This window comes from Acinetobacter sp. Ac8, assembly GCF_055392545.1.
Map to the genome: position 1 here is coordinate 4355596 of NZ_AP043689.1, position 18901 is coordinate 4374496.

Here is an 18901-nt window from a genome sequence, read left to right on the forward strand (position 1 = left end):
TTGTTTTAAGTCAGATCATAACAAAAGCTAAATTGTTGTGCTGTAGATTTATAGAAACTCTTCCAGCACAGAATTTAAAAATACATGACCTTGCGCTGTACATGCCAACTGTGTGTCATCATTTAACATCAATTTACGCTGTTTTAATGAACCAATCACCTGATCTAAATCAGACAAATTCAATCCTGTACGTTCAGGATACATTTGCGCATGAACACCCTCATTTAAACGTAAAGCATTCATCATAAATTCAAAAGGCATGTCTTGTTTTTCAATACGTTTCAATTGCAAATGTTCAGCCGGCACTTTGGCTAAGTAGTCTTTAGGCAAACGGGTTTTTTGAAAACGGTATACGCCATCAGCTTGGGTAATTTTGCCATGTGCCCCTGCCCCAATTGCTAAATAATCGCCAAATTGCCAATAATTTAAATTATGTGATGACGGTTTTTCTTTCCGCCATGCAGACACTTCATAATTGATAAAGCCACTGGCCTTTAAATATTGCTCACCCTGTTCTTGAATGGTTTCCAGAACATCATCTACAGGCAAAATAGGCTGAGTGCGGAAAAAAACCGTATTCGGTTCAATGGTCAATTGATACCATGAAATATGGGTTGCCCCATTTTCAACTGCAAGTTTTAAGTCATACAAGGCTTGTTCTAAAGTCTGTTCTGGCAAACCATGCATCAAATCTACGTTGACGCGTTGAAAACCCGCTTGTTTGGCATGTTGAATGGCGGAAACAGCATCATCATTGGAATGGATACGCCCCAGCTTTGTTAAATGATCAGGATTAAAACTTTGCACCCCAAGCGATAAACGATTAATTCCAACATCTAAATAATCTGCAAATGGATCATGTTCAACCGTCCCTGGATTGGCTTCCAAAGTAATTTCACAATCCTGCTCAAACGGGACTAAAGCTTTTAGCTGGGTAAAAAGCCACTGATAACCTTGTGCGGAAATCAATGACGGGGTTCCACCGCCAATAAACACACTATGAATTTTACGTCCCTGAGCAAAATCCACTTGGGTTTTAAAATCTTCAACCAGTGCCAATAAATATTCTTGCTCTAAATCTAAAGACAGCTTCCCATCGGGTACAGCATGTGAGTTAAAGTCACAATACGGACACTTACGGACACACCACGGCATATGGATATAAAGCGACAAAGGTATATTTTGAGGTGTTAAATCAGTCAAAGAAAGCTCAGAGCAAGTTTAGAGAATGATTATTTTAACATGACTTCTACCATCCGATTAGAACAAGTCATCAATTTGCTTTAGACTGAACATTAACAATAAAAGTAGATGAAGAAGAATGCTGAAATTATCGAGTCAATTATTGTTCCTTTTACCACTCACCATGGGTATTGGCATTGCCATGACCTTTCAAACCGCGATTAACACTCAATTGCGTGAATATCTGCATTCTCCATTACAAGCTGCCCTTTTATCCTTTTTAGTTGGTACACTATTGCTCGCTATTTTGGTGATTGTACAAGCTGAACAAAGACCAACCCTTTCAAGTTTAGCAGTGATACCTTGGTATCTTTGGCTAGGTGGCTGCTTAGGTGTTTATGCAATCAGTATGAGCATTTATACTGCACCAAAACTGGGTTTTTTAACCCTGTCAGGCTTAATTATTTTTGGACAAATTGCAATGTCGATGATCGTTGACCAATTTGGACTACTGGGTACAGATAAAACGCCAGTAAACTGGCAACGTCTTTTAGGTGGCGTGGTGATTTTTATAGGTGTGCTTCTCACTCTACAACGCTAACCAATCTATTTTCTAAGCACATTTAAAACGAGTATTTACTGTGTCTGCATCGATAAAAGCCACAACTACCCGCTTTGAATTAAAGCAACTCTTTAACTTAATGCTCCCAATTTTAATCACTCAGTTTGCTGCCGCAGGCTTTGGTTTGATTGATACCATTATGGCTGGGCATATGTCTCCCGAAGATCTTGCCGCAATTGCTGTTGGGGTAGGTTTATGGATTCCAGTCATGCTGCTGTTTAGTGGCATCATGATCGCAACCACGCCTTTAGTGGCAGAAGCCAACGGTGCGCGTACCCCAGAGAACATCCCTTCGATTGTTCGCCAGTCTTTATGGGTTGCCTTATTGCTGGGTATTATTGGCATGCTGGTTTTACAGATCATTCCTTTATTGTTGCCTTTGGTTGGTGTGCCTGAATCTTTATTGCCTAAAGCCAGTTTGTTTTTACATGCGATTGCTTTTGGTATGCCTGCTTTTACCATGTATTCAACATTACGCGGCTATTCAGAAGCTTTAGGCTACCCTCGCCCTGTCACAGTGATTAGCCTTGTTGCGCTTGTGGTGCAAATTCCGCTGAATTTTATTTTTATGTATGGGATTGGGCCGATTCCACACTTGGGAAGTGCTGGCTGTGGTTTTGCAACAGCTTTATTACAGTGGATCATGTTCATCACGATTAGCATTTATATTTTAAAAGCCAAACGCTACCAAGCCACACAACCCTTAAATATGTTTGAGAAAATAGACCGCGTACTGATTAAACGTATCCTCAAACTGGGGTTACCGATTGGTTTGGCGATTTTCTTTGAGGTCAGTATTTTTAGTACAGGTGCAATTGTACTCAGTCCGCTTGGTGAAGTTACTGTTGCAGCACATCAAATTGCCTTATCTATCACATCGCAATTGTTTATGATTCCGATGTCATTGGCTTTAGCTCTGACCATTCGTACAGGGACTTATTATGGCGAAAAGAATTGGTATGCGATGCGAAAAGTCCAGAAAGTTGGATTAATGACCAGTACCTTATTTGCCTGTATCACAATGTTACTGCTGTTGATTTTACGCCCTCAAATTGTGTCTGTTTATACCAGTGACTATGATGTTTCCCAAGCAGCGATATATTTAATTTTATTTGCAATTGGCTACCAACTTATGGATGCATGGCAAGTCAGTGCTGCGGGTTGTTTACGTGGAATGCAAGATACCAAAGGCCCAATGTGGATCACTATGTTGGCCTACTGGATCATCGCTTTCCCTGTTGGGATTTATTTGGCTCGCCATACCGATATGGGCGCCGCTGGGGTATGGACAGGACTGATCATTGGACTGACCATCGCCTGTGTTTTATTATTAACGCGTCTGTATATGAACAATAAAAGGTTGAGTCAGGCTTAAATTAAAAACGCTTATATTGAATGCGTTTATCTAAAAATAATGCTGTTTAAATACAGCATTATTTTTTATAAGTGTCCTCTATTTTACTCAGATTGAAGCTGATAGGCTTGCTGAAACTTTTCAGACATCTCAGATTCATTGCCAACCTCTTTTACGATGGCTTGCCCCACAATGACATCAATTCCATTAAACGTCATCGTTGGAGAACCATATAACTCATAGCCGTCATTTAAAGCTTTACTGACCCGTGCACAGAAATTCACATCATCCTTACCAGTTAAATAACGATAAACTTTCATGATCCAACAACGATTAAAATATTGAAGAATATTTTAATCCAAAAGCACTGAGAAGAAACCGATAGCATGCTGGATATTTTAAGATTTAAAATAGCCAAGTAGAAACAAACGCTTAACAAATTAGAGTAGGCAGTTTAACAATAGTCGCCTATGATCAAAATGAATTAAACGTTTAATCCCAATTAAAAGGATGGTTACGAATGTCGAAAAGTACCAGTACCCCAGGTCGCCGCTTTATGAAACTTGCGAGTATGACTGCAAGTATCGCGACGAAAACGGTATCAAATTCAATTCGTAACTTTAATGCGGATGAAGAACAAAAAAATGAAGCCCGCAGTAAGCTGTTCCAAGATATTGGTGTTCAAATTGCAGATACCTTAGGAGAAATGAAAGGTGCTGTGATGAAAGTTGGTCAAATCGCCTCGCAATATAAAGATATCTTTCCACCTGAAGTCGCACGAGCAATTGCTAAATTGCAACGTCAAGCACCTGCAATGCCATTTGCTGAAATTAAACAACAAGTAGAACGCGAGCTAGGCAAACCGATTGATCAAACCTTTCTGCATTTTGATGAACAACCTTTCGCAGCAGCATCTATTGGTCAAGTCCACAAAGCCATGTTAAAAAATGGCACTGAAGTTGTGGTCAAAGTACAATATCCTGGGGTAGATGAAGCATGTGAAAGTGACTTAAAACAGGTTCGTTTGGCATTACGCTTAATGGGTGTTTTAAAAGTAGATAAAAAATTACAAGATCGTTTATTTAAAGAAATTCAAGACAGCTTACATGAAGAACTCAATTACGAAATTGAGGCACAAAACTTACAAGTTTTTAGAACATTCCATCAAGCTTTGGACACAAAAATTATTATTCCCAAAGTGTTTACAGACTATTCGAGTCGTCGCATCTTAACCCTAAGCCTTGAAAAAGGTGAAAGTATTGAAACTGCAAGTACTTGGGATTTATCTGTGCGCAATGAAATTGGTCGACGCTTAATCTTGGCATTGGGCCAACAGATTTTCTTCTTAAAACGTTTCCATTGTGACCCTCATCCTGGCAACTTTGCTTTCCGTGAAGATGGCAGTGTAATCATTTACGATTTTGGCGGTGTAAAAACCTTATCCAATGAAATCATTACTCATTTTAAAGCCTTGGTCAGAGCTGCACGAAAACAAGATATTGTGACGATTGAAGAGCATTTAACCGTTTTAGATGCACTGGCTGAAAAAGGTAAATTTCCAGTCGAATTGTATGAGGCATGGCTTGAAATTTTATTACGACCGCTGACTACACATTATGATTTTGCTGAAAATTCAGCACATCATGATGGCATCAAACTGGTGAAAAAATCATTGAAGTATTGGGATGTATTTAAACCATCGCCAGATACTTTAATGGTAAATCGTACGATTTCAGGACAATACTGGAATCTGATTCAACTTAAAGTCCATGATAATTTAAAAGATCTCTTTGAAGAGTTGGTGCCTTTACAAGACTAAGTTTTCTTGATGGTTTTTATTGAAGTCGATTGCATCCAGTTCTTTTAAAAGTAACATAATCAATGCATTCATTTTAAAAATTTCGTTATACGCTTCATCTAATTTTAAGGATAGAGCTTTACATTAAACTTATATTTGAAGTCTAAGCCAGATCCTCCTGCTCAGGCTTCTTTTTTTATCTCACTTTTTTCAAATCCGCTAGACAACACGAATACCCATCAAATGAAGTACTTTACAAATTAAATGTAATATTATAACATTACACTATGTTTAAATAATTAGAGGTTAAAACCATGCGCCAAGGTATCCACCCAGAATATCGTCAAGTGTTATTTCATGACACCAATGCCAATGCATACTTTGTTATTGGTAGCACGATCAAGACAACAAATACCAAAGAATATGAAGGCACACAATATCCTTATGTCACACTCGATATATCCAGTGCTTCACATCCTTTCTATACAGGTGAAATTCGTCAGGCAAGCAATGAAGGTCGTATTGCCAACTTCAATAAACGCTTTGCCCGTTTTAAACGTTAATTGAACTGTATGTTGTGTCTAAGCCTAAGCTTACCTCAGCTTAGGCTTTTTCATTTTTGAATATTGCACATTATTTTGTGGATAAAAGCATTTGAAAAATATAAAAGCCTATCGCTAAACAGATCACACCAACAATCACACTAGAAACGGTATAAGCCAAAGCGATTGGTAACTGTCCCTGCCGAATCAGCTGGAATGTTTCCAGACCAAAACTGGAAAAAGTTGTAAAACCACCGAGGATTCCAACCATTAAAAATAATCGAGTTTCATTCTGTAAAATAGGATAGCGTTGGGTAAAAGCAAAAAAAATCCCAGCCAAGAAACAGCCCAAGATATTGATCGACCATGTTGTCCAAGGGAATAGGCTATGTGGTTTAGAAATAATAAACCCTGCACCATAACGTAAACTTGCACCAATTGCCCCACCGCATGCGACCAATAGCCAATTCATGTTTAGATATCCTTAAAACTTTTTAAAAAACGCATTTACCCACCATCCGATTTTTTACAGCTCAGCTTGTTTATAAGCAACTTGTGTATAAGCGGATAGTTATCCACAGATTAACATGGAGAAGCTTAACGATCTAATTTAAGTGGCAACTCATTTCTGACATAAAAGTCCAAAGTTGGCACAACAAAGGCAAATACATCTTGTTCACGAACACCCCATTGTTTTAGCAAGGGGCAAGCAATATTAAGCACTTGCGCAGGCAGAACCTGACTAAAATCAAAAGGCATTTCAATATCCCCTTGTGATAGTTTTTCAGGTTGATCGACCCATTCTACCCATGCATGGTCTTGTTCAGCCAGATATTGAATGGCCTCATCCCATGAAGAGAATAAATTTTGCCACGCCTCAGGTAAGCGCGGATCTGTATTGATTTGAACCGTGCTGGATAATTGATAAACTGGATCAAGTTCAAGCTCTGTTTGAATCAGCTGTTCAGAGACTTGATGAACAAATTTCTTTGCATATTGTGCTGGCATCGCATCACTTGCCAAACGCCCACTCAAAACATAAAGCTGCTGGTCAATCACAACTTGCTCGAAAATCACCGTTTTATCCTGTTGTGTAGGGGCAATATAAAAACGCCAATTGCTTTGTTTCGGTGATGGCATCAATTTGCGTAATGGACCTAAAAAAGAAAAACCAAAATGTTCATGCTGATATGTCAGTATGGTAAAAATCGTTTTCCCTTGCTTTTCCCATAACTGAATAGGCTGTGGATAGCGTGAACGAACTTGATCTATATCCACCAACCATGACAAATACACAATATTCTTGACCTGACTTTGTAGCTGTAGAAAAGGAATAAAACCCATCAAGATACGGCGTAGTTTTAATAATAATGGGCGTTCAGCAAAAAGACCGATCAGGCTCAAAATAAAGTTTGAATCTTTATTTTTAATATTATGACGATTCATACCGACCTATTTTTATGGATTTCGATGCCGTTATTTTAGCAAATATGGTTAAAGAATGGCCCATCTCAAAATATTAAATAGCATTACTGAATTATTTAACCATAGGCTATGATATTGGCACGATTTAACACGGAATTTTCACATCATGGCTCAAGATTTATTGAAACAACTTCAAGCAGGCAATGCAAAATTTGCAGATGTCATCAGTCATATCGAAGCTCGTTATACCCACACACCGACTGCATTCCAAAATGGTCAACAGCATAATGCTGCTACTGAGAACCAAGGCAGTGCCAAAGTTTTTTCTTTTGCACAATTAAATGATTTAGATCAACAACAAACACTGAATTTATTTGCAGAGCATTATGCTGCTGTTTTGGCAACGCCTGATGCAACAGACCATCAGAACATTCGCCAATTTATGCAAAATGGTTGGAATGGCATCAAATTTGAAGGCGATGCTTTAACTGCAAAATAACAACAATACAATTAAGTTAGGGATCTATTCGATCCCTTTCTACACGATTATGGACGCTCATCATATTGAGGTAAACCGTCACAAATCGTATCCCACTCTGCTTTATAAGCAGTAAAAATATGCATTGTTGGCTTCTGTTCTAAAGCTGTATCTAAAGTTCCAATTCTTAAACGATAGGTATCTGGTGTCTCTGCTTTAATACTGATGATCGGTGAGCCACATTCTTGGCAGAAACAACGTGTTGTTGTTGCTGTCGATGCAAATTTTTTCAGTAGTTCCTCACCTTTGGTGATTTTAAAATCTGCTTTTTGAATTGGCGCATTGGTCGCAAATGCTGTGCCATTGGCTTTACGACAACGTTGGCAATGACACTCGATCACCGCTCCAATTTCACCATGAATCTCATAGTGAATACCGTCACACAAACAACTTCCTGTATATATTTTTTCAGCAGACATTGAGAAAATCTCCCTATTTCAAAAGCTATTGGCAATAGCATCAAACTAGCATAAAAGTCGCGTTTTTAATCAAAACGCCATCATTTTTTTGCCTAATCTCATCTATTGAGATATTGATGTACACCCTCACCCGCAGCACGCCCTGTCGCAAAACAAGCAGTCAATAAATATCCTCCTGTCGGGGCATCCCAGTCCAGCATTTCACCACAACAAAATACATGGGGATTGGATTTCAGTTGTAAATGCTGTGTTAATACGGCTTGCTTTACACCACCAGCACAACTGATCGCTTCTTCAATCGGACGAAATCCCTCAAGCTCAATTTTTAAATGCTTAATCTGTTGTGCGAGTTTTTCAGGAATGTTCCACACTGATTTATCTACCAATTCACGAATCAGATTGGCCTTGGCAGCATCTAACCCTGCTTTTCGCCAGATATTGGTACTGGATTGCTTTTTGGACGACTGTAATTTCAGAGTAAGCTGTTGAACAGTTTGATCAGGTAACAAGTCCAGATAAATCGACATCGGTTGATTGTGCTGTACCAACTGACGTAATAATCGCCCCTGCTTATAGATGAGACCACTTTCTAGTCCATAATGGGTAATCACAATATCACCTTGTGTCTTTGCAGAATTTTCCACCCAAGCGTCTACACGTTTAAGAGGCTGACCAAAGACAGATTGCATATAATTCGACCATGCCCGAACCACACCGGCATTACTCGCTTGAAACGCTTCAATTTCAGAAGCAGACAACCACTTTTGCCATGCACCATCACTACCTAAACGTGACCATGACACAGCACCACAAGCCAGAATAATCGCATCAAAATTCAAAAGCTGTGCTTGATTGTTTCTTAGATCAAAAATTTCGAGTTGTTGCTGCTTTAAATCTATTATTTGATGACGATAATGAAATTGAACGTGCTGCGCTGCCAACTGCTTTAACCAAGCACGTAACAAAGGCGCGGCCTTCATTTCTACAGGAAAAATTCGCCCTGAACTACCCACATAGGATTCAATCCCTAAACCATGCATCCAACTTTGAATCCACGTCGCATCCCACTTTTCAACCCAAGGTCTTAACCATTCCACATGATCATAACGTTGAATAAATTGTTCAAATGCTTCTGCATGGGAAATATTCAGCCCCGTCTTTCCAGCCATCAAAAATTTACGTGCAGCAGAAGGTTTCTGTTCAAAAACATGAACGTCATAATCAGTTGTAGACTGACTTAAAACATCTGCAGCCATTAAACCTGCTGGCCCTGCCCCGATGATGGCAATTTTCTTAATTGGCATCAGACAGCTCTGATAAGTTTTCAACGCTTTGACCCTGACGTGGTCCAACCTCATCAAAACGGGTTTGATAGTGTTCAGGTTTAGCAATAATCAATTGCTGACACAATTCACCACGTTCTAAATATTTAATTTCAAAATGCGTACGTGCTGAATCTGATGCAATCGTTTGTTTTTCATAGGGCAGTTTCCAAACATCTTTTAGTTGCTGTTCTGCTTCAGCAATATATTCAGGAATATTACTGGCTAACGTGATACTGCCATTTGGAGATAATCTGGAAAGCAAAAATTCAAAAAAAGGCATATTTAACCAGCGTTGCGCAGGATTATGCGGTTCTGGATTTGGATAGAGGATAAAAAGCTGTTGTACCTGATTGGGATAAAGTGCATGCACCACCCATGGCAATGCATCTGCATGAATAGGGGTTAAATTTGTTTGACCTTCCAACTGATGCTGTTTCTGCATGGCAATAAATTTTTCACGAGTTCTTTCTATCGCAATCAATTTCAGTTCAGGGTGCTGTTCAGAAAAGAGCAAGGCATGTTTGCCCTTTCCTGCCCCAATTTCTACACAAATTGGGTTATTTTCAATACATTGAAAATCACGAGGAGCATGCATACGCTGTGCTTGAAATTGACGAATCGACATAATCAGATCAAACTAACAAGAAATCGTTCACAAGTTTAACAACTCTTTACGGTTTTTGCTTTTTTAAATGAGGATTTCCATATGTCTAAAACTTTTCCTTGCCCTCGCTGCGGTGAACCTTCTACATGGGAAGGCAACGAATTTCGTCCATTTTGCTCTGAGCGTTGTAAACTGATCGATTTAGGTGCATGGGCCAATGGAGACTACACGCTACCGACAGAAGACGCACCTCAAGCAGAAGATTCTTAAGCTGTGTGCCAAGTTAATGCAATCATCACAGACTTAGCATGGTTAAACGAAAACATTTTATTAGAAACAATTAAAGAAAATTATACTTATACTTCACAATAACTATTTATTTTTTAATCTGTATAGCGATATGATACGGCATGTTTCACTTCACACTTTATATATAAAAATTTGATTAGTTTCAATTTATAATGAAACTTGGAGTATTAAAGTGCCTATAGGCTTAAAAATTTTTGTCGCCATCCTTACAATTTTATGTGCATTTTTTACTTTTATTGGAGTATATACGCTCGATTTTTCTCTTATCGCGATTGGAATTCTATTTGCAATAGTCATCTTATTAATCAAATTGGAAATGGTAAAGTAAAATGATTCAAATCAATTCACCACTATTATTAAACTATTTAATAGATCTCTTTCATAAATCAAAAATGATCATGTTGAGCAAATCATATGGATATTGAAAGTTCCATCTCCCCTAGCGTGAAGCCTATGTTGATTTATAGTTTTAAAAAGGACTTATGAAAGAAGCATAATTTTAATTTTCTCATTCTCCACGTATATTATTTCCATGATGAGATGAATAACTTTTGCAAGAGTTATTTAAAGATGAGCATAAATAGCATCGTTCTATGAACTGTTTTCACTCAGATCATTCACGTTACTATTACAGATTCTTACAAAATGTTGAATCATTAATAAACTATACATTTAAAACAAAAATGGTGAGTAAAATATTGATTACTTCACCATTTTCATTTCTTATTTTTACTATAAAGCCAGACGGTGAATACTCAACCCGCTTTACTTGCCACAAAAGGATTGTGTTGTTTTTCAAAACCAATGGTACTCATTGGACCATGCCCTGAAATAAATTGAGTTTCATCAGGCAGGGTAAAACATTCACGCTGAATTGAATCCAAGAGCTGTTGATGGTTGCCTTTTGGAAAGTCAGTACGACCAATTGAACCTTTAAACAGCACATCTCCAGTCCACAGCACACCATATTTGGCATTGTAAAAAATGACGTGGCCTGGTGTATGTCCTGGTGCAAAACGCACTTCAAACTCTTCATCCCCTAAGCTTAGCTTTTCACCACCCTCTAACCATTGATTGACATGAACAGGCTCAGGAATTGGAAATCCATAACGGGCAGATACGTCTTGAATCATTTCTAACCAAAACTGGTCTTCTCTGTGCGGACCAATCACAGGCACATCCCATTCTTTGACCAATGCACCTACCGCACCTGCATGATCCAAATGACCATGTGTTAACCACAATGCTTTGACTGTCAGTCCTAATGCTTCAACTTCTTGTTTTAATTTCTCAGGCTCACCACCAGCATCAATCAATACCGCTTCTTTGGTTTCCGAATCCCAAACAATAGAACAATTTTGGGCAAATGCAGTAACGGGTACAATCTTGACTTGTAACATGATAATTTTCCTAAAAAACCCTATACCTGTAAATGAAACTTGAGTGTATTCAATTGAGTCTGTAAAAGTTGCTCAAATAAGTCAATATGATCCGCACGGCTATTTAATGCCGGAATGTAAGCATAGTGTTGACCACCTGCCTTTAAAAACAATTCAGCATTTTGAATCGCCAGCTCTTCCAAGGTTTCTAAACAATCTGCCGAAAATGCAGGACTTAGCACTTGAACAGATTCAACACCTTGCGCTGCCCACTCTTGCAAGAGCTGGTCGGTATACGGTTTTACCCATTCTTGTTTGCCAAAACGGGATTGGAAACTGATCGCCCATTGGTCGTCTTTTAAATTTAACGCCTGAGCTACCTTAAGTGCAGTGATACGACAACGCTCTGCATAAGGATCGCCTTTATCTGCATAAGGCTGTGGGATCCCGTGAAAAGACATCAACAGTTTAGTGGCTGGTCCATATTGCTGCTGATAATCACGCACACTGTTGGCTAGCGCCTGAATATAAAGTGGGTGTTGATAATAATCTCGAATAAAACTTAAACCCGGGATATTGCGTTGCTTTAACAACCATTGTGCAACGGCATCATATAAAGGGGCTGTTGATGTTGCAGAATACTGAGGAAATAGCGGAAAAAGAACAATATGGTCATACTGCTTGTTTTTCGCATCATTCAATACAGCATCAATACCCGGTCGCCCATAGGTCATTGCTGGCACAATCTCTAAATCTAAATCAGCATTGGTACTTATTAATTTTTTTTGTAGTGATTCAACTTGTTCAAATAGAATTTCACGCATCGGTGAATCATTTGACCAGACTTGTGCATAAGCTTCGGCAACACGCTTTGGTCGAAAAGGCAGAACAAATGCATTTAAAATAATTGCCCATAAAATTTTGGGAATTTCGATAACACGCTGATCTGATAAAAACTGCTTTAAAAAAGCCCGAACAGCTGGAGCTGTAGGCGCATTTGGTGTCCCTAAATTAGCAATAATAATCAGGACTTTAGGTTTAGATAAAGACATTTTCACCCGATTTACAGAATAGTTTATCTCGAATGATCAGCTTAACAGAGTCTTTATCTAAACAAAATTTTTTATCTTAACTCACTCAATTTATTTAACTTAAAAAATTGAAGAGCGGCTGCTAATACGTTGTGAACTTTCAAGCAGTTTCACGCATTTATCCGTCATCTGCCAGAGCATACGCTGACGATCATCACGCCCCACAGGGATGATCCATTCATTTTGACGGACTTGTTGCTTAATCGTATGCAAGGAACGCACATTAATCTGCGCTCTAGACACAGCATGAGCACGTGGCATCACCACTTGCGCATCGGTTAAACCCGTATTATTCAAATATTCATTTAAGACTTTAGAGAAAAAATCCTCAGACGTCGGTTGTCTAAATTCAACTGATAAGATTTTCAATAACTCTGCCCATGTCATCTCACGCGCTGGCGATAACTCTTTAAAATTACCATCTTGATAGGCATGCATTCGATAATCAAAATTAAACACTTCATGTAATGAAACTTTGGGTAAAGTTAAAAATGGATCTGCTTCTTTTTTTCCTTGCTCTACGGAAACATGTGCCAACTTTGCTTTTAAACGATCAATCTCATCTTGTAAGACCTGAATATTCTGAGGTCTGACCCATCCTACGACAGGATAACGTTCTAGCATTTGTGGCATATATGAACGTACCGCAAGTTCTAAATCTCGTAAAGTTCGATAAGTAACGACTTGCTCAACTTCTTTTTGTAGTTGATGTCTAAATTCATTAAACTTTTCTTTTAGCAGCGTACTTTCTTCTTTTAAATGCGGTTCGCGAAATTCAGGACTCTCATGCATAAATACAATAATTGGTTTCTGTTTGGTCACCGCATAAATATATTCAAGATGTAAATAACTCACCCCTGAAACAGATTGTTCACCGTACTGACTCCCCAACAACAATAAAACGTAATCACAGTCATCTATCTGACGACGTGCAAATGCGGTACTTAATGGTGTCCGTTGTTCTAATCCCCAAGAAAAAAACCCCATCCCTATAAGGGTTTGTGATACGACCATCCGTTCTGGCTGCATTTCTTTGCCAGATGTTGTAATAAAAACTTGATACCGTTTATCGAGCATAGGTTAACCCATTCTTGTCACACCCTACTTAAATCCATCCATGAGCTTTAAGTTGGATATGCCCTACACTTATGAAAATATATTAAATCTGTTCAATATTGAAAGAATTAGCCGAGTTTTTCAACAATATTTTCTACAGACCATGTAATTTTTGGTTGTATGAGATGTTTGATGACATTTTCTAATTGTTTTGCATTTTCCCCACTCACAAAACATTGTAAACGCACCCCTTTTTCTTGCAAGCTACTTGATATTAACTCATTTTTTAACAATATACGCGCCGTTTGTCGTGCAACCGCTAATCCAGAATCAATTAAGTTAAGCTGAGGGCCGTATAATTCTTGAATACTTTGTTTTAAGTAAGGGTAATGAGTGCAGCCCAACACCAAATAATCTGAACCTTTGGCAATGACTGGATCTAAAACCTTTTGCAGGCTATGTTTGCATTCCAAACTGTTATAACGTCCAGATTCAATCAAGGGAACCAGTTCAAGATTGGTAATCGTCAGTACTTCGACATTGGCAGGTTCTGCAAAACGCTGCATCACATCTTTGATCAATTTTCCACGAAAAGTGGCAGGTGTAGCCAAAACGGAAACCACTTTAGACTGGGTTTGTAGCACTGCTGGCTTTAAAGCAGGCACCAGCCCAACAATAGGAAAGTTTTCACCATAATGATCACGTAAATAATCAAGACTAAATGCTGAAGCGGTATTACATGCCACAACTGCGATTTTACAACCTTGACGATATAACCATTCAATTGCTTGTGCAGTTAATTCACGAATATTTTGATCCGTCCGTGGGCCATAAGGGACATGTGCAGTATCGGCATAATAAACAATACGTTCATTTGGTAAATAATTGGCAATTTCCTGTGCAATAGAAAGCCCACCGATACCTGAATCAAAAATACCAATCGGGGCATCTGCCAAGGCTTTTGGCATTGGATTTTCTAGAGGAGAGAGAGGAAGAATCGCGCTCATTTGATCCACTATTGGCATACGGTAAAAATAATTAACAAGATTAAACCTCAAGTCCCTAATTGCAAGTGAAAATCACCACTTTCTAAAGATAAAATGGTATCTCCTTGTGCACTTTCAAGCAATTTCCCATATTCAATCAGATGGAAAAAAGCAGAACGTTGAATCAAGGCATTTATCCCAAAACGAATATGTACATAAGGTCTTAACTCACCTTGATATTCACGCATAAAAATAGGGTGTTCTGGATCAATCAGTGTAATGTCTTGATTGGTGGTGGTAACTTGTAGATAGACCTGCCCATCGAGATTCACCTGATCAACTTGATTGACCAATAAAGGTTCATCCTCAACTTGAATTTCAATCTGTTCAACTGGGGTTTTTAAATAGAACTTCCCGTCTTCTTTCCAAAGTACTTTTGTAAACAGGTCTAAAAGCGCTTGGCGTTTGATCAATTGACCTTCGTGCCACCATTCGCCATTGGCTTTTACTGTCAAATCCATTTTGCCACAATGCTTTGGCTGCCACTGCTCTAAAGGGGGTATTGACCTTTTGTGACCCGCCTGTACATCTTTTAAGTATTGTGCAATGCTCATTAAGTTTTTATTATCAGAATCTGGCTGATTTTGAGCCGCTGATGTTGAATTATTTTGATTTACCATGGTTTATGCCTTGCTGACTTAAAAATAATACGACTCAGCCAATTGGCTAGATTAGGGTTTCTAACTATACTAGCGCAAAATATATTATTGGTACGAGCGTTAATTCGTATCACGGAATTTTTAGAACACTCATGGCAGCACCGATTTATTAATTCCCAATAAATGCTCACGGTTGCCACCCTTAGAAATATGAGGAGTCCTACATGGAACACATCGAACGCGAATCGATGGAGTTTGACGTAGTGATCGTAGGCGCAGGCCCTGCGGGTCTTTCTGCTGCGATTAAAATTCGTCAATTAGCTCTTGAAAACAATCTTCCAGACCTTTCCGTCTGTGTGGTTGAAAAAGGCTCTGAAGTTGGTGCGCATATCCTTTCTGGTGCTGTACTTGAACCTCGTGCAATCAATGAACTTTTCCCTGACTGGAAAGAACAAGGTGCACCTTTAAATGTACCTGTGACTGAGGACAAAACTTATTTCCTCATGTCTGCTGAAAAGTCACAAGAAGCACCGCATTGGATGGTTCCTAAAACCATGCACAATGATGGTAACTATGTTATTTCATTGGGTAATGTCGTGCGTTGGTTAGGTCAAAAAGCGGAAGAGTTAGAAGTTTCTATCTTTCCTGGCTTTGCTGCTTCAGACATCCTTTATCATGAAGATGGTTCTGTAAAAGGCATCCAAACTGGTGATATGGGTATTGGTAAAGATGGTGAACCGACGCATAACTTTACCCCCGGCTACGAGCTTCATGCAAAATACACAATTTTTGCAGAAGGTTGCCGTGGACACCTTGGTAAACGTTTGATTGCAAAATACAACTTAGATCAAGATGCTGATCCACAACATTACGGTATCGGAATCAAAGAACTTTGGGAAATTGACCCTGCTAAACATAAACCAGGTTTAGTGATGCACGGTTCAGGCTGGCCTTTGGCAGAAACAGGTTCTTCAGGCGGCTGGTGGTTATATCACGCTGAAAACAACCAAGTGACCTTGGGGATGATTGTTGATTTATCTTATGAAAATCCACACATGTATCCTTTTGCTGAAATGCAACGTTGGAAAACACATCCACTGATCAAGCAATATCTTGAAGGCGGTAAGCGTATTTCTTATGGCGCACGTGCAGTTGTTAAAGGCGGTCTAAACTCTCTACCTAAACTGACCTTCCCAGGCGGTTGCTTAATTGGTGATGATGCAGGTTTCTTAAACTTTGCTAAAATCAAAGGCTCTCATACTGCGATGAAATCGGGTATGTTGTGCGGTGAAGCTGTATTCGAAGCAATCCAAGCGGGTCATGAGAAAGGTGGTGATTTAGCGGTTGCGCGTGTCGCTGAAGGCGAAGATTTCTTTGCTAAAGAATTGACTGCCTATACTGACAAATTCAACAACAGTTGGTTAAAAGAAGAGTTACATCGTTCGCGTAACTTTGGTCCAGCAATGCATAAATTCGGTTTATGGATGGGTGGTGCATTTAACTTTATCGATCAAAATATCTTTAAAGTGCCATTTACCCTACATGACCTTGCACCTGACTTTAGTGCATTAAAAACTGTAGATGCTGCGACATTTAAACCGACCTATCCAAAGCCAGACGGTAAATTAACCTTTGATCGTTTATCTTCTGTATTTGTATCGAATACCGTACATGAAGAGAATCAGCCAGCTCACTTAAAGCTGACCGATGCTTCGATTCCAGTCAATGTCAACTTACCAAAATGGGATGAGCCAGCTCAACGCTACTGCCCTGCTGGTGTTTACGAGATTATGGAAAATGATGATGGTTCTAAGCGCTTCCAGATTAATGCTGCGAACTGTGTTCACTGTAAGACTTGTGATATCAAAGATCCATCTCAGAATATCACATGGGTAACACCGGAAGGTGGCGGTGGTCCAAACTACCCGAATATGTAAATCAATAAACCCGCTTCGGCGGGTTTTTTAATTTAATCTCGTTAGAGCGATGTCAAAGCTAATAGTTTTTTAAGTTTGCTTACATAGATGTAGATTATTAAAACGATGATTTATATCTATGTCTTTCTATTTTAAAAAATCCCAAACATTTGGGTTGTGATATTCTTTTTTAATATCATGACCTAGTTTTTCCATTTTAACTTCTGTACTTTGTCTCTCTCTTTCCCACTTATTTAAATCTTTACTCAATAACACTTTCCAATCTTTATCTCTAATTTTCTCATCATATTGATAAAAATAGTGAGAAAAAAAAGTAATAAAATCCAAGTGAATTTTTACTTCATCAATAGATTCGCGAAAATTTATCGTTAATATGACATTATTTTTATAAAATCTAAGAGGCTGGCGTTTTAACGCACTCGAATACTTCTCCCATTTTTCCTCACTATCCAAATAAAACCCATCCAAACTCCCCTGATAGTTAGGTATTTTATTATTGGCTTCAAATGATTGTTTTCCAAACACTCTCGGTTCAGACTCGAAGTAAAAGACTTTCCAACCATTTTTATTTAATTGCTTTACAATTTTCTCATAAGAAAAAAAATTATTTTTTTCATTAATTTTTTTAGATTTTATATTACTAATATCAAAACCTATATCTGTAACGCCTTGTTTTGGATAGTTAGCATCTGAGATAAAAACCAAATTTTCTAAATTATTAAAAACTAAAACTGTGTGGTCATATCCATCTTTTAAATTTAATTTACTTTCTTCATTTACATTTAATTTTGGTCGTATAAATCCAACACTTGCGCCTAAACTATATTGTGAAAAAACTTAGCATTACTATTAATTAAATTTTCACTAGGGTTGCCAGCCACAACACCAATAATATAATCAGATTCATTCATTTCTTGTTCATTTTTACTCATCGACTCAGATGACGAATTACAAGCGACCAAACTCGATAACAATGTGATTACCAAAAATCGAATAATTTTCTTTAAAATCATCCTGTATCTCGACTTTAATTATTAGATTTTTCAGTCATTTTAGCCTTACTAATACAACTAAATTATTTTCAATACAACCATAGAATTTTCATACAGCATACTAAAAAACATTAATAAATACACATGACGGCTTTATCTTCACTAATTGAATAACTTGGCTTTAAAAAAACCATATAAATCAATTGTATACTTAAAAATTTTTCCCTTTATCCAATAATTAATAGTGACTTAATTTAAACAACCATATTAAGATTATTTAAACAAAAATACATTACTTAAAAACCTACTTAATTTTATTTACTGCAAAACAATCAAATCATATTTTTTTCTAAAATTAATATTACCGCCATATGCATTTCTAGTCTGCCCCTCTAATATAATTTCATATTTTCCATTTTTAATGGGGGTCCCTTTAACTTCAATTGTATTATCACTATAAGGAGGCTCTCCAACACCAGTATTTAAAACCAAACCAGAATCATTAGTGATATTGCTATCAACAAATAAGTCATCAACCAATATAACTTTCTCAATTTCAATTTTAACGTTATAAGGTTTTCCTACTGAAGCTTTTGGCAAATTATCAGGTGTTATAGTCGGAGTATTACTACAGCCTAATATAAAAAAAGCTGACAATAAAAGTAAATATATATTTTTCATAA

General features: G+C 38.0%; 21 protein-coding genes. 7 read left to right on the top strand and 14 right to left on the bottom strand.

From position 1 onward, the window contains the following. Positions 1 to 48 precede the first annotated feature (48 nt). Positions 49 to 1203, bottom strand: a complete 1155-nt coding sequence (gene hemW / locus ACZ5QH_RS20730; protein ID WP_303576651.1) for a radical SAM family heme chaperone HemW — start codon at positions 1201 to 1203, stop codon at positions 49 to 51. Positions 1204 to 1321: 118 nt separating this feature from the next. Here hemW and ACZ5QH_RS20735 point away from each other — a divergent pair, with 118 nt between their 5' ends. Together ACZ5QH_RS20735 and ACZ5QH_RS20740 are read left to right on the top strand one after the other, a co-directional pair. Then, positions 1322 to 1783, top strand: coding sequence for a DMT family transporter (locus ACZ5QH_RS20735; protein WP_004725603.1), 462 nt, complete (start codon positions 1322 to 1324; stop codon positions 1781 to 1783). 40 nt (positions 1784 to 1823) lie between these two features. Next, the gene (locus tag ACZ5QH_RS20740; RefSeq protein ID WP_004816810.1) at positions 1824 to 3179 is read left to right on the top strand and encodes an MATE family efflux transporter; all 1356 of its coding nucleotides are present in this window, start codon (positions 1824 to 1826) and stop codon (positions 3177 to 3179) included. A gap of 83 nt (positions 3180 to 3262) precedes the next feature. Here the strand turns inward: ACZ5QH_RS20740 and ACZ5QH_RS20745 are convergent, their stop codons facing one another. Beyond that, entirely contained in the window at positions 3263 to 3478 is a 216-nt protein-coding gene (locus ACZ5QH_RS20745; RefSeq protein WP_004816808.1) for a DUF1737 domain-containing protein, read from the bottom strand. Positions 3479 to 3678: 200 nt separating this feature from the next. On the opposite strand from ACZ5QH_RS20745, the gene ACZ5QH_RS20750 reads away from it, so the two are divergent. Continuing rightward, entirely contained in the window at positions 3679 to 4977 is a 1299-nt protein-coding gene (locus ACZ5QH_RS20750; RefSeq protein WP_004816806.1) for an ABC1 kinase family protein, read from the top strand. A gap of 293 nt (positions 4978 to 5270) precedes the next feature. Then, positions 5271 to 5519, top strand: a complete 249-nt coding sequence (locus ACZ5QH_RS20755; RefSeq protein WP_004816804.1) for a type B 50S ribosomal protein L31 — start codon at positions 5271 to 5273, stop codon at positions 5517 to 5519. Positions 5520 to 5589: 70 nt separating this feature from the next. Here the strand turns inward: ACZ5QH_RS20755 and crcB are convergent, their stop codons facing one another. Next, the gene (crcB, locus tag ACZ5QH_RS20760; RefSeq protein ID WP_004816802.1) at positions 5590 to 5970 is read right to left on the bottom strand and encodes a fluoride efflux transporter CrcB; all 381 of its coding nucleotides are present in this window, start codon (positions 5968 to 5970) and stop codon (positions 5590 to 5592) included. 125 nt (positions 5971 to 6095) lie between these two features. Next, positions 6096 to 6944, bottom strand: coding sequence for a DUF2071 domain-containing protein (locus tag ACZ5QH_RS20765; RefSeq protein WP_034616433.1), 849 nt, complete (start codon positions 6942 to 6944; stop codon positions 6096 to 6098). A gap of 145 nt (positions 6945 to 7089) precedes the next feature. Here ACZ5QH_RS20765 and ACZ5QH_RS20770 point away from each other — a divergent pair, with 145 nt between their 5' ends. After that, positions 7090 to 7422, top strand: coding sequence for a HopJ type III effector protein (locus tag ACZ5QH_RS20770; RefSeq protein ID WP_303576650.1), 333 nt, complete (start codon positions 7090 to 7092; stop codon positions 7420 to 7422). 47 nt (positions 7423 to 7469) lie between these two features. Here ACZ5QH_RS20770 and ACZ5QH_RS20775 read toward each other — a convergent pair whose 3' ends face one another. The 3 genes from ACZ5QH_RS20775 to ACZ5QH_RS20785 form a co-directional block, all read right to left on the bottom strand. Next, entirely contained in the window at positions 7470 to 7880 is a 411-nt protein-coding gene (locus tag ACZ5QH_RS20775; RefSeq protein ID WP_004816796.1) for a GFA family protein, read from the bottom strand. A 98-nt stretch (positions 7881 to 7978) separates the two neighbouring features. Then, entirely contained in the window at positions 7979 to 9184 is a 1206-nt protein-coding gene (locus ACZ5QH_RS20780; RefSeq protein ID WP_303576649.1) for a TIGR03862 family flavoprotein, read from the bottom strand. After that, entirely contained in the window at positions 9174 to 9836 is a 663-nt protein-coding gene (locus ACZ5QH_RS20785; RefSeq protein WP_303576670.1) for a class I SAM-dependent methyltransferase, read from the bottom strand. Before ACZ5QH_RS20785 ends, ACZ5QH_RS20780 begins: the two co-directional genes overlap by 11 nt. A 75-nt stretch (positions 9837 to 9911) precedes the next feature. Between ACZ5QH_RS20785 and ACZ5QH_RS20790 the strand changes: the two genes are divergently transcribed. Continuing rightward, on the top strand, positions 9912 to 10079 hold the full coding sequence (locus ACZ5QH_RS20790) for a DNA gyrase inhibitor YacG (protein ID WP_004816790.1): 168 nt from the start codon (positions 9912 to 9914) through the stop codon (positions 10077 to 10079). A gap of 794 nt (positions 10080 to 10873) precedes the next feature. Here ACZ5QH_RS20790 and ACZ5QH_RS20795 read toward each other — a convergent pair. The 5 genes from ACZ5QH_RS20795 to ACZ5QH_RS20815 form a co-directional block, all read right to left on the bottom strand. Beyond that, complete coding sequence (locus ACZ5QH_RS20795; RefSeq protein ID WP_262087153.1) at positions 10874 to 11518, bottom strand: MBL fold metallo-hydrolase; 645 nt, start codon at positions 11516 to 11518, stop codon at positions 10874 to 10876. 20 nt (positions 11519 to 11538) lie between these two features. After that, the gene (gene hemH, locus ACZ5QH_RS20800) at positions 11539 to 12549 is read right to left on the bottom strand and encodes a ferrochelatase (RefSeq protein ID WP_303576648.1); all 1011 of its coding nucleotides are present in this window, start codon (positions 12547 to 12549) and stop codon (positions 11539 to 11541) included. Between the two features lie 99 nt (positions 12550 to 12648). Continuing rightward, a complete protein-coding gene (locus tag ACZ5QH_RS20805; protein ID WP_096735246.1) occupies positions 12649 to 13665 on the bottom strand; it encodes a DUF4062 domain-containing protein in 1017 nt (338 codons plus the stop codon). 107 nt (positions 13666 to 13772) lie between these two features. After that, the gene (murI, locus tag ACZ5QH_RS20810) at positions 13773 to 14651 is read right to left on the bottom strand and encodes a glutamate racemase (RefSeq protein ID WP_034616447.1); all 879 of its coding nucleotides are present in this window, start codon (positions 14649 to 14651) and stop codon (positions 13773 to 13775) included. Positions 14652 to 14698: 47 nt separating this feature from the next. After that, the gene (locus tag ACZ5QH_RS20815; RefSeq protein ID WP_303576647.1) at positions 14699 to 15310 is read right to left on the bottom strand and encodes a DUF1285 domain-containing protein; all 612 of its coding nucleotides are present in this window, start codon (positions 15308 to 15310) and stop codon (positions 14699 to 14701) included. A 203-nt stretch (positions 15311 to 15513) separates the two neighbouring features. On the opposite strand from ACZ5QH_RS20815, the gene ACZ5QH_RS20820 reads away from it, so the two are divergent. Then, positions 15514 to 17226: an electron transfer flavoprotein-ubiquinone oxidoreductase gene (locus ACZ5QH_RS20820; RefSeq protein WP_303576646.1), complete on the top strand. Its 1713-nt coding sequence runs from the start codon at positions 15514 to 15516 to the stop codon at positions 17224 to 17226. 126 nt (positions 17227 to 17352) lie between these two features. Here ACZ5QH_RS20820 and ACZ5QH_RS20825 read toward each other — a convergent pair whose 3' ends face one another. Both ACZ5QH_RS20825 and ACZ5QH_RS20830 read right to left on the bottom strand, forming a co-directional pair. After that, a complete protein-coding gene (locus ACZ5QH_RS20825) occupies positions 17353 to 17931 on the bottom strand; it encodes a hypothetical protein (RefSeq protein ID WP_303576645.1) in 579 nt (192 codons plus the stop codon). Between the two features lie 605 nt (positions 17932 to 18536). Next, on the bottom strand, positions 18537 to 18899 hold the full coding sequence (locus ACZ5QH_RS20830) for a hypothetical protein (protein WP_227504302.1): 363 nt from the start codon (positions 18897 to 18899) through the stop codon (positions 18537 to 18539). Positions 18900 to 18901 lie beyond the last annotated feature (2 nt).

Excerpts from the sequence above, each read along its gene's own strand:
- ACZ5QH_RS20780 (WP_303576649.1), bottom strand. The coding sequence starts at position 9,184 with ATGCCAATTAAGAAAATTGCCATCATCGGGGCAGGGCCAGCAGGTTTA.
- ACZ5QH_RS20815 (WP_303576647.1), bottom strand. The coding sequence starts at position 15,310 with ATGGTAAATCAAAATAATTCAACATCAGCGGCTCAAAATCAGCCAGAT.
- ACZ5QH_RS20735 (WP_004725603.1), top strand. The coding sequence starts at position 1,322 with ATGCTGAAATTATCGAGTCAATTATTGTTCCTTTTACCACTCACCATG.
- crcB (WP_004816802.1), bottom strand. The coding sequence starts at position 5,970 with ATGAATTGGCTATTGGTCGCATGCGGTGGGGCAATTGGTGCAAGTTTA.
- ACZ5QH_RS20795 (WP_262087153.1), bottom strand. The coding sequence starts at position 11,518 with ATGTTACAAGTCAAGATTGTACCCGTTACTGCATTTGCCCAAAATTGT.
- ACZ5QH_RS20775 (WP_004816796.1), bottom strand. The coding sequence starts at position 7,880 with ATGTCTGCTGAAAAAATATATACAGGAAGTTGTTTGTGTGACGGTATT.
- ACZ5QH_RS20765 (WP_034616433.1), bottom strand. The coding sequence starts at position 6,944 with ATGAATCGTCATAATATTAAAAATAAAGATTCAAACTTTATTTTGAGC.
- murI (WP_034616447.1), bottom strand. The coding sequence starts at position 14,651 with ATGAGCGCGATTCTTCCTCTCTCTCCTCTAGAAAATCCAATGCCAAAA.
- ACZ5QH_RS20790 (WP_004816790.1), top strand. The coding sequence starts at position 9,912 with ATGTCTAAAACTTTTCCTTGCCCTCGCTGCGGTGAACCTTCTACATGG.
- ACZ5QH_RS20745 (WP_004816808.1), bottom strand. The coding sequence starts at position 3,478 with ATGAAAGTTTATCGTTATTTAACTGGTAAGGATGATGTGAATTTCTGT.
- ACZ5QH_RS20805 (WP_096735246.1), bottom strand. The coding sequence starts at position 13,665 with ATGCTCGATAAACGGTATCAAGTTTTTATTACAACATCTGGCAAAGAA.
- ACZ5QH_RS20770 (WP_303576650.1), top strand. The coding sequence starts at position 7,090 with ATGGCTCAAGATTTATTGAAACAACTTCAAGCAGGCAATGCAAAATTT.
- ACZ5QH_RS20750 (WP_004816806.1), top strand. The coding sequence starts at position 3,679 with ATGTCGAAAAGTACCAGTACCCCAGGTCGCCGCTTTATGAAACTTGCG.
- hemH (WP_303576648.1), bottom strand. The coding sequence starts at position 12,549 with ATGTCTTTATCTAAACCTAAAGTCCTGATTATTATTGCTAATTTAGGG.
- ACZ5QH_RS20755 (WP_004816804.1), top strand. The coding sequence starts at position 5,271 with ATGCGCCAAGGTATCCACCCAGAATATCGTCAAGTGTTATTTCATGAC.
- ACZ5QH_RS20830 (WP_227504302.1), bottom strand. The coding sequence starts at position 18,899 with ATGAAAAATATATATTTACTTTTATTGTCAGCTTTTTTTATATTAGGC.
- ACZ5QH_RS20820 (WP_303576646.1), top strand. The coding sequence starts at position 15,514 with ATGGAACACATCGAACGCGAATCGATGGAGTTTGACGTAGTGATCGTA.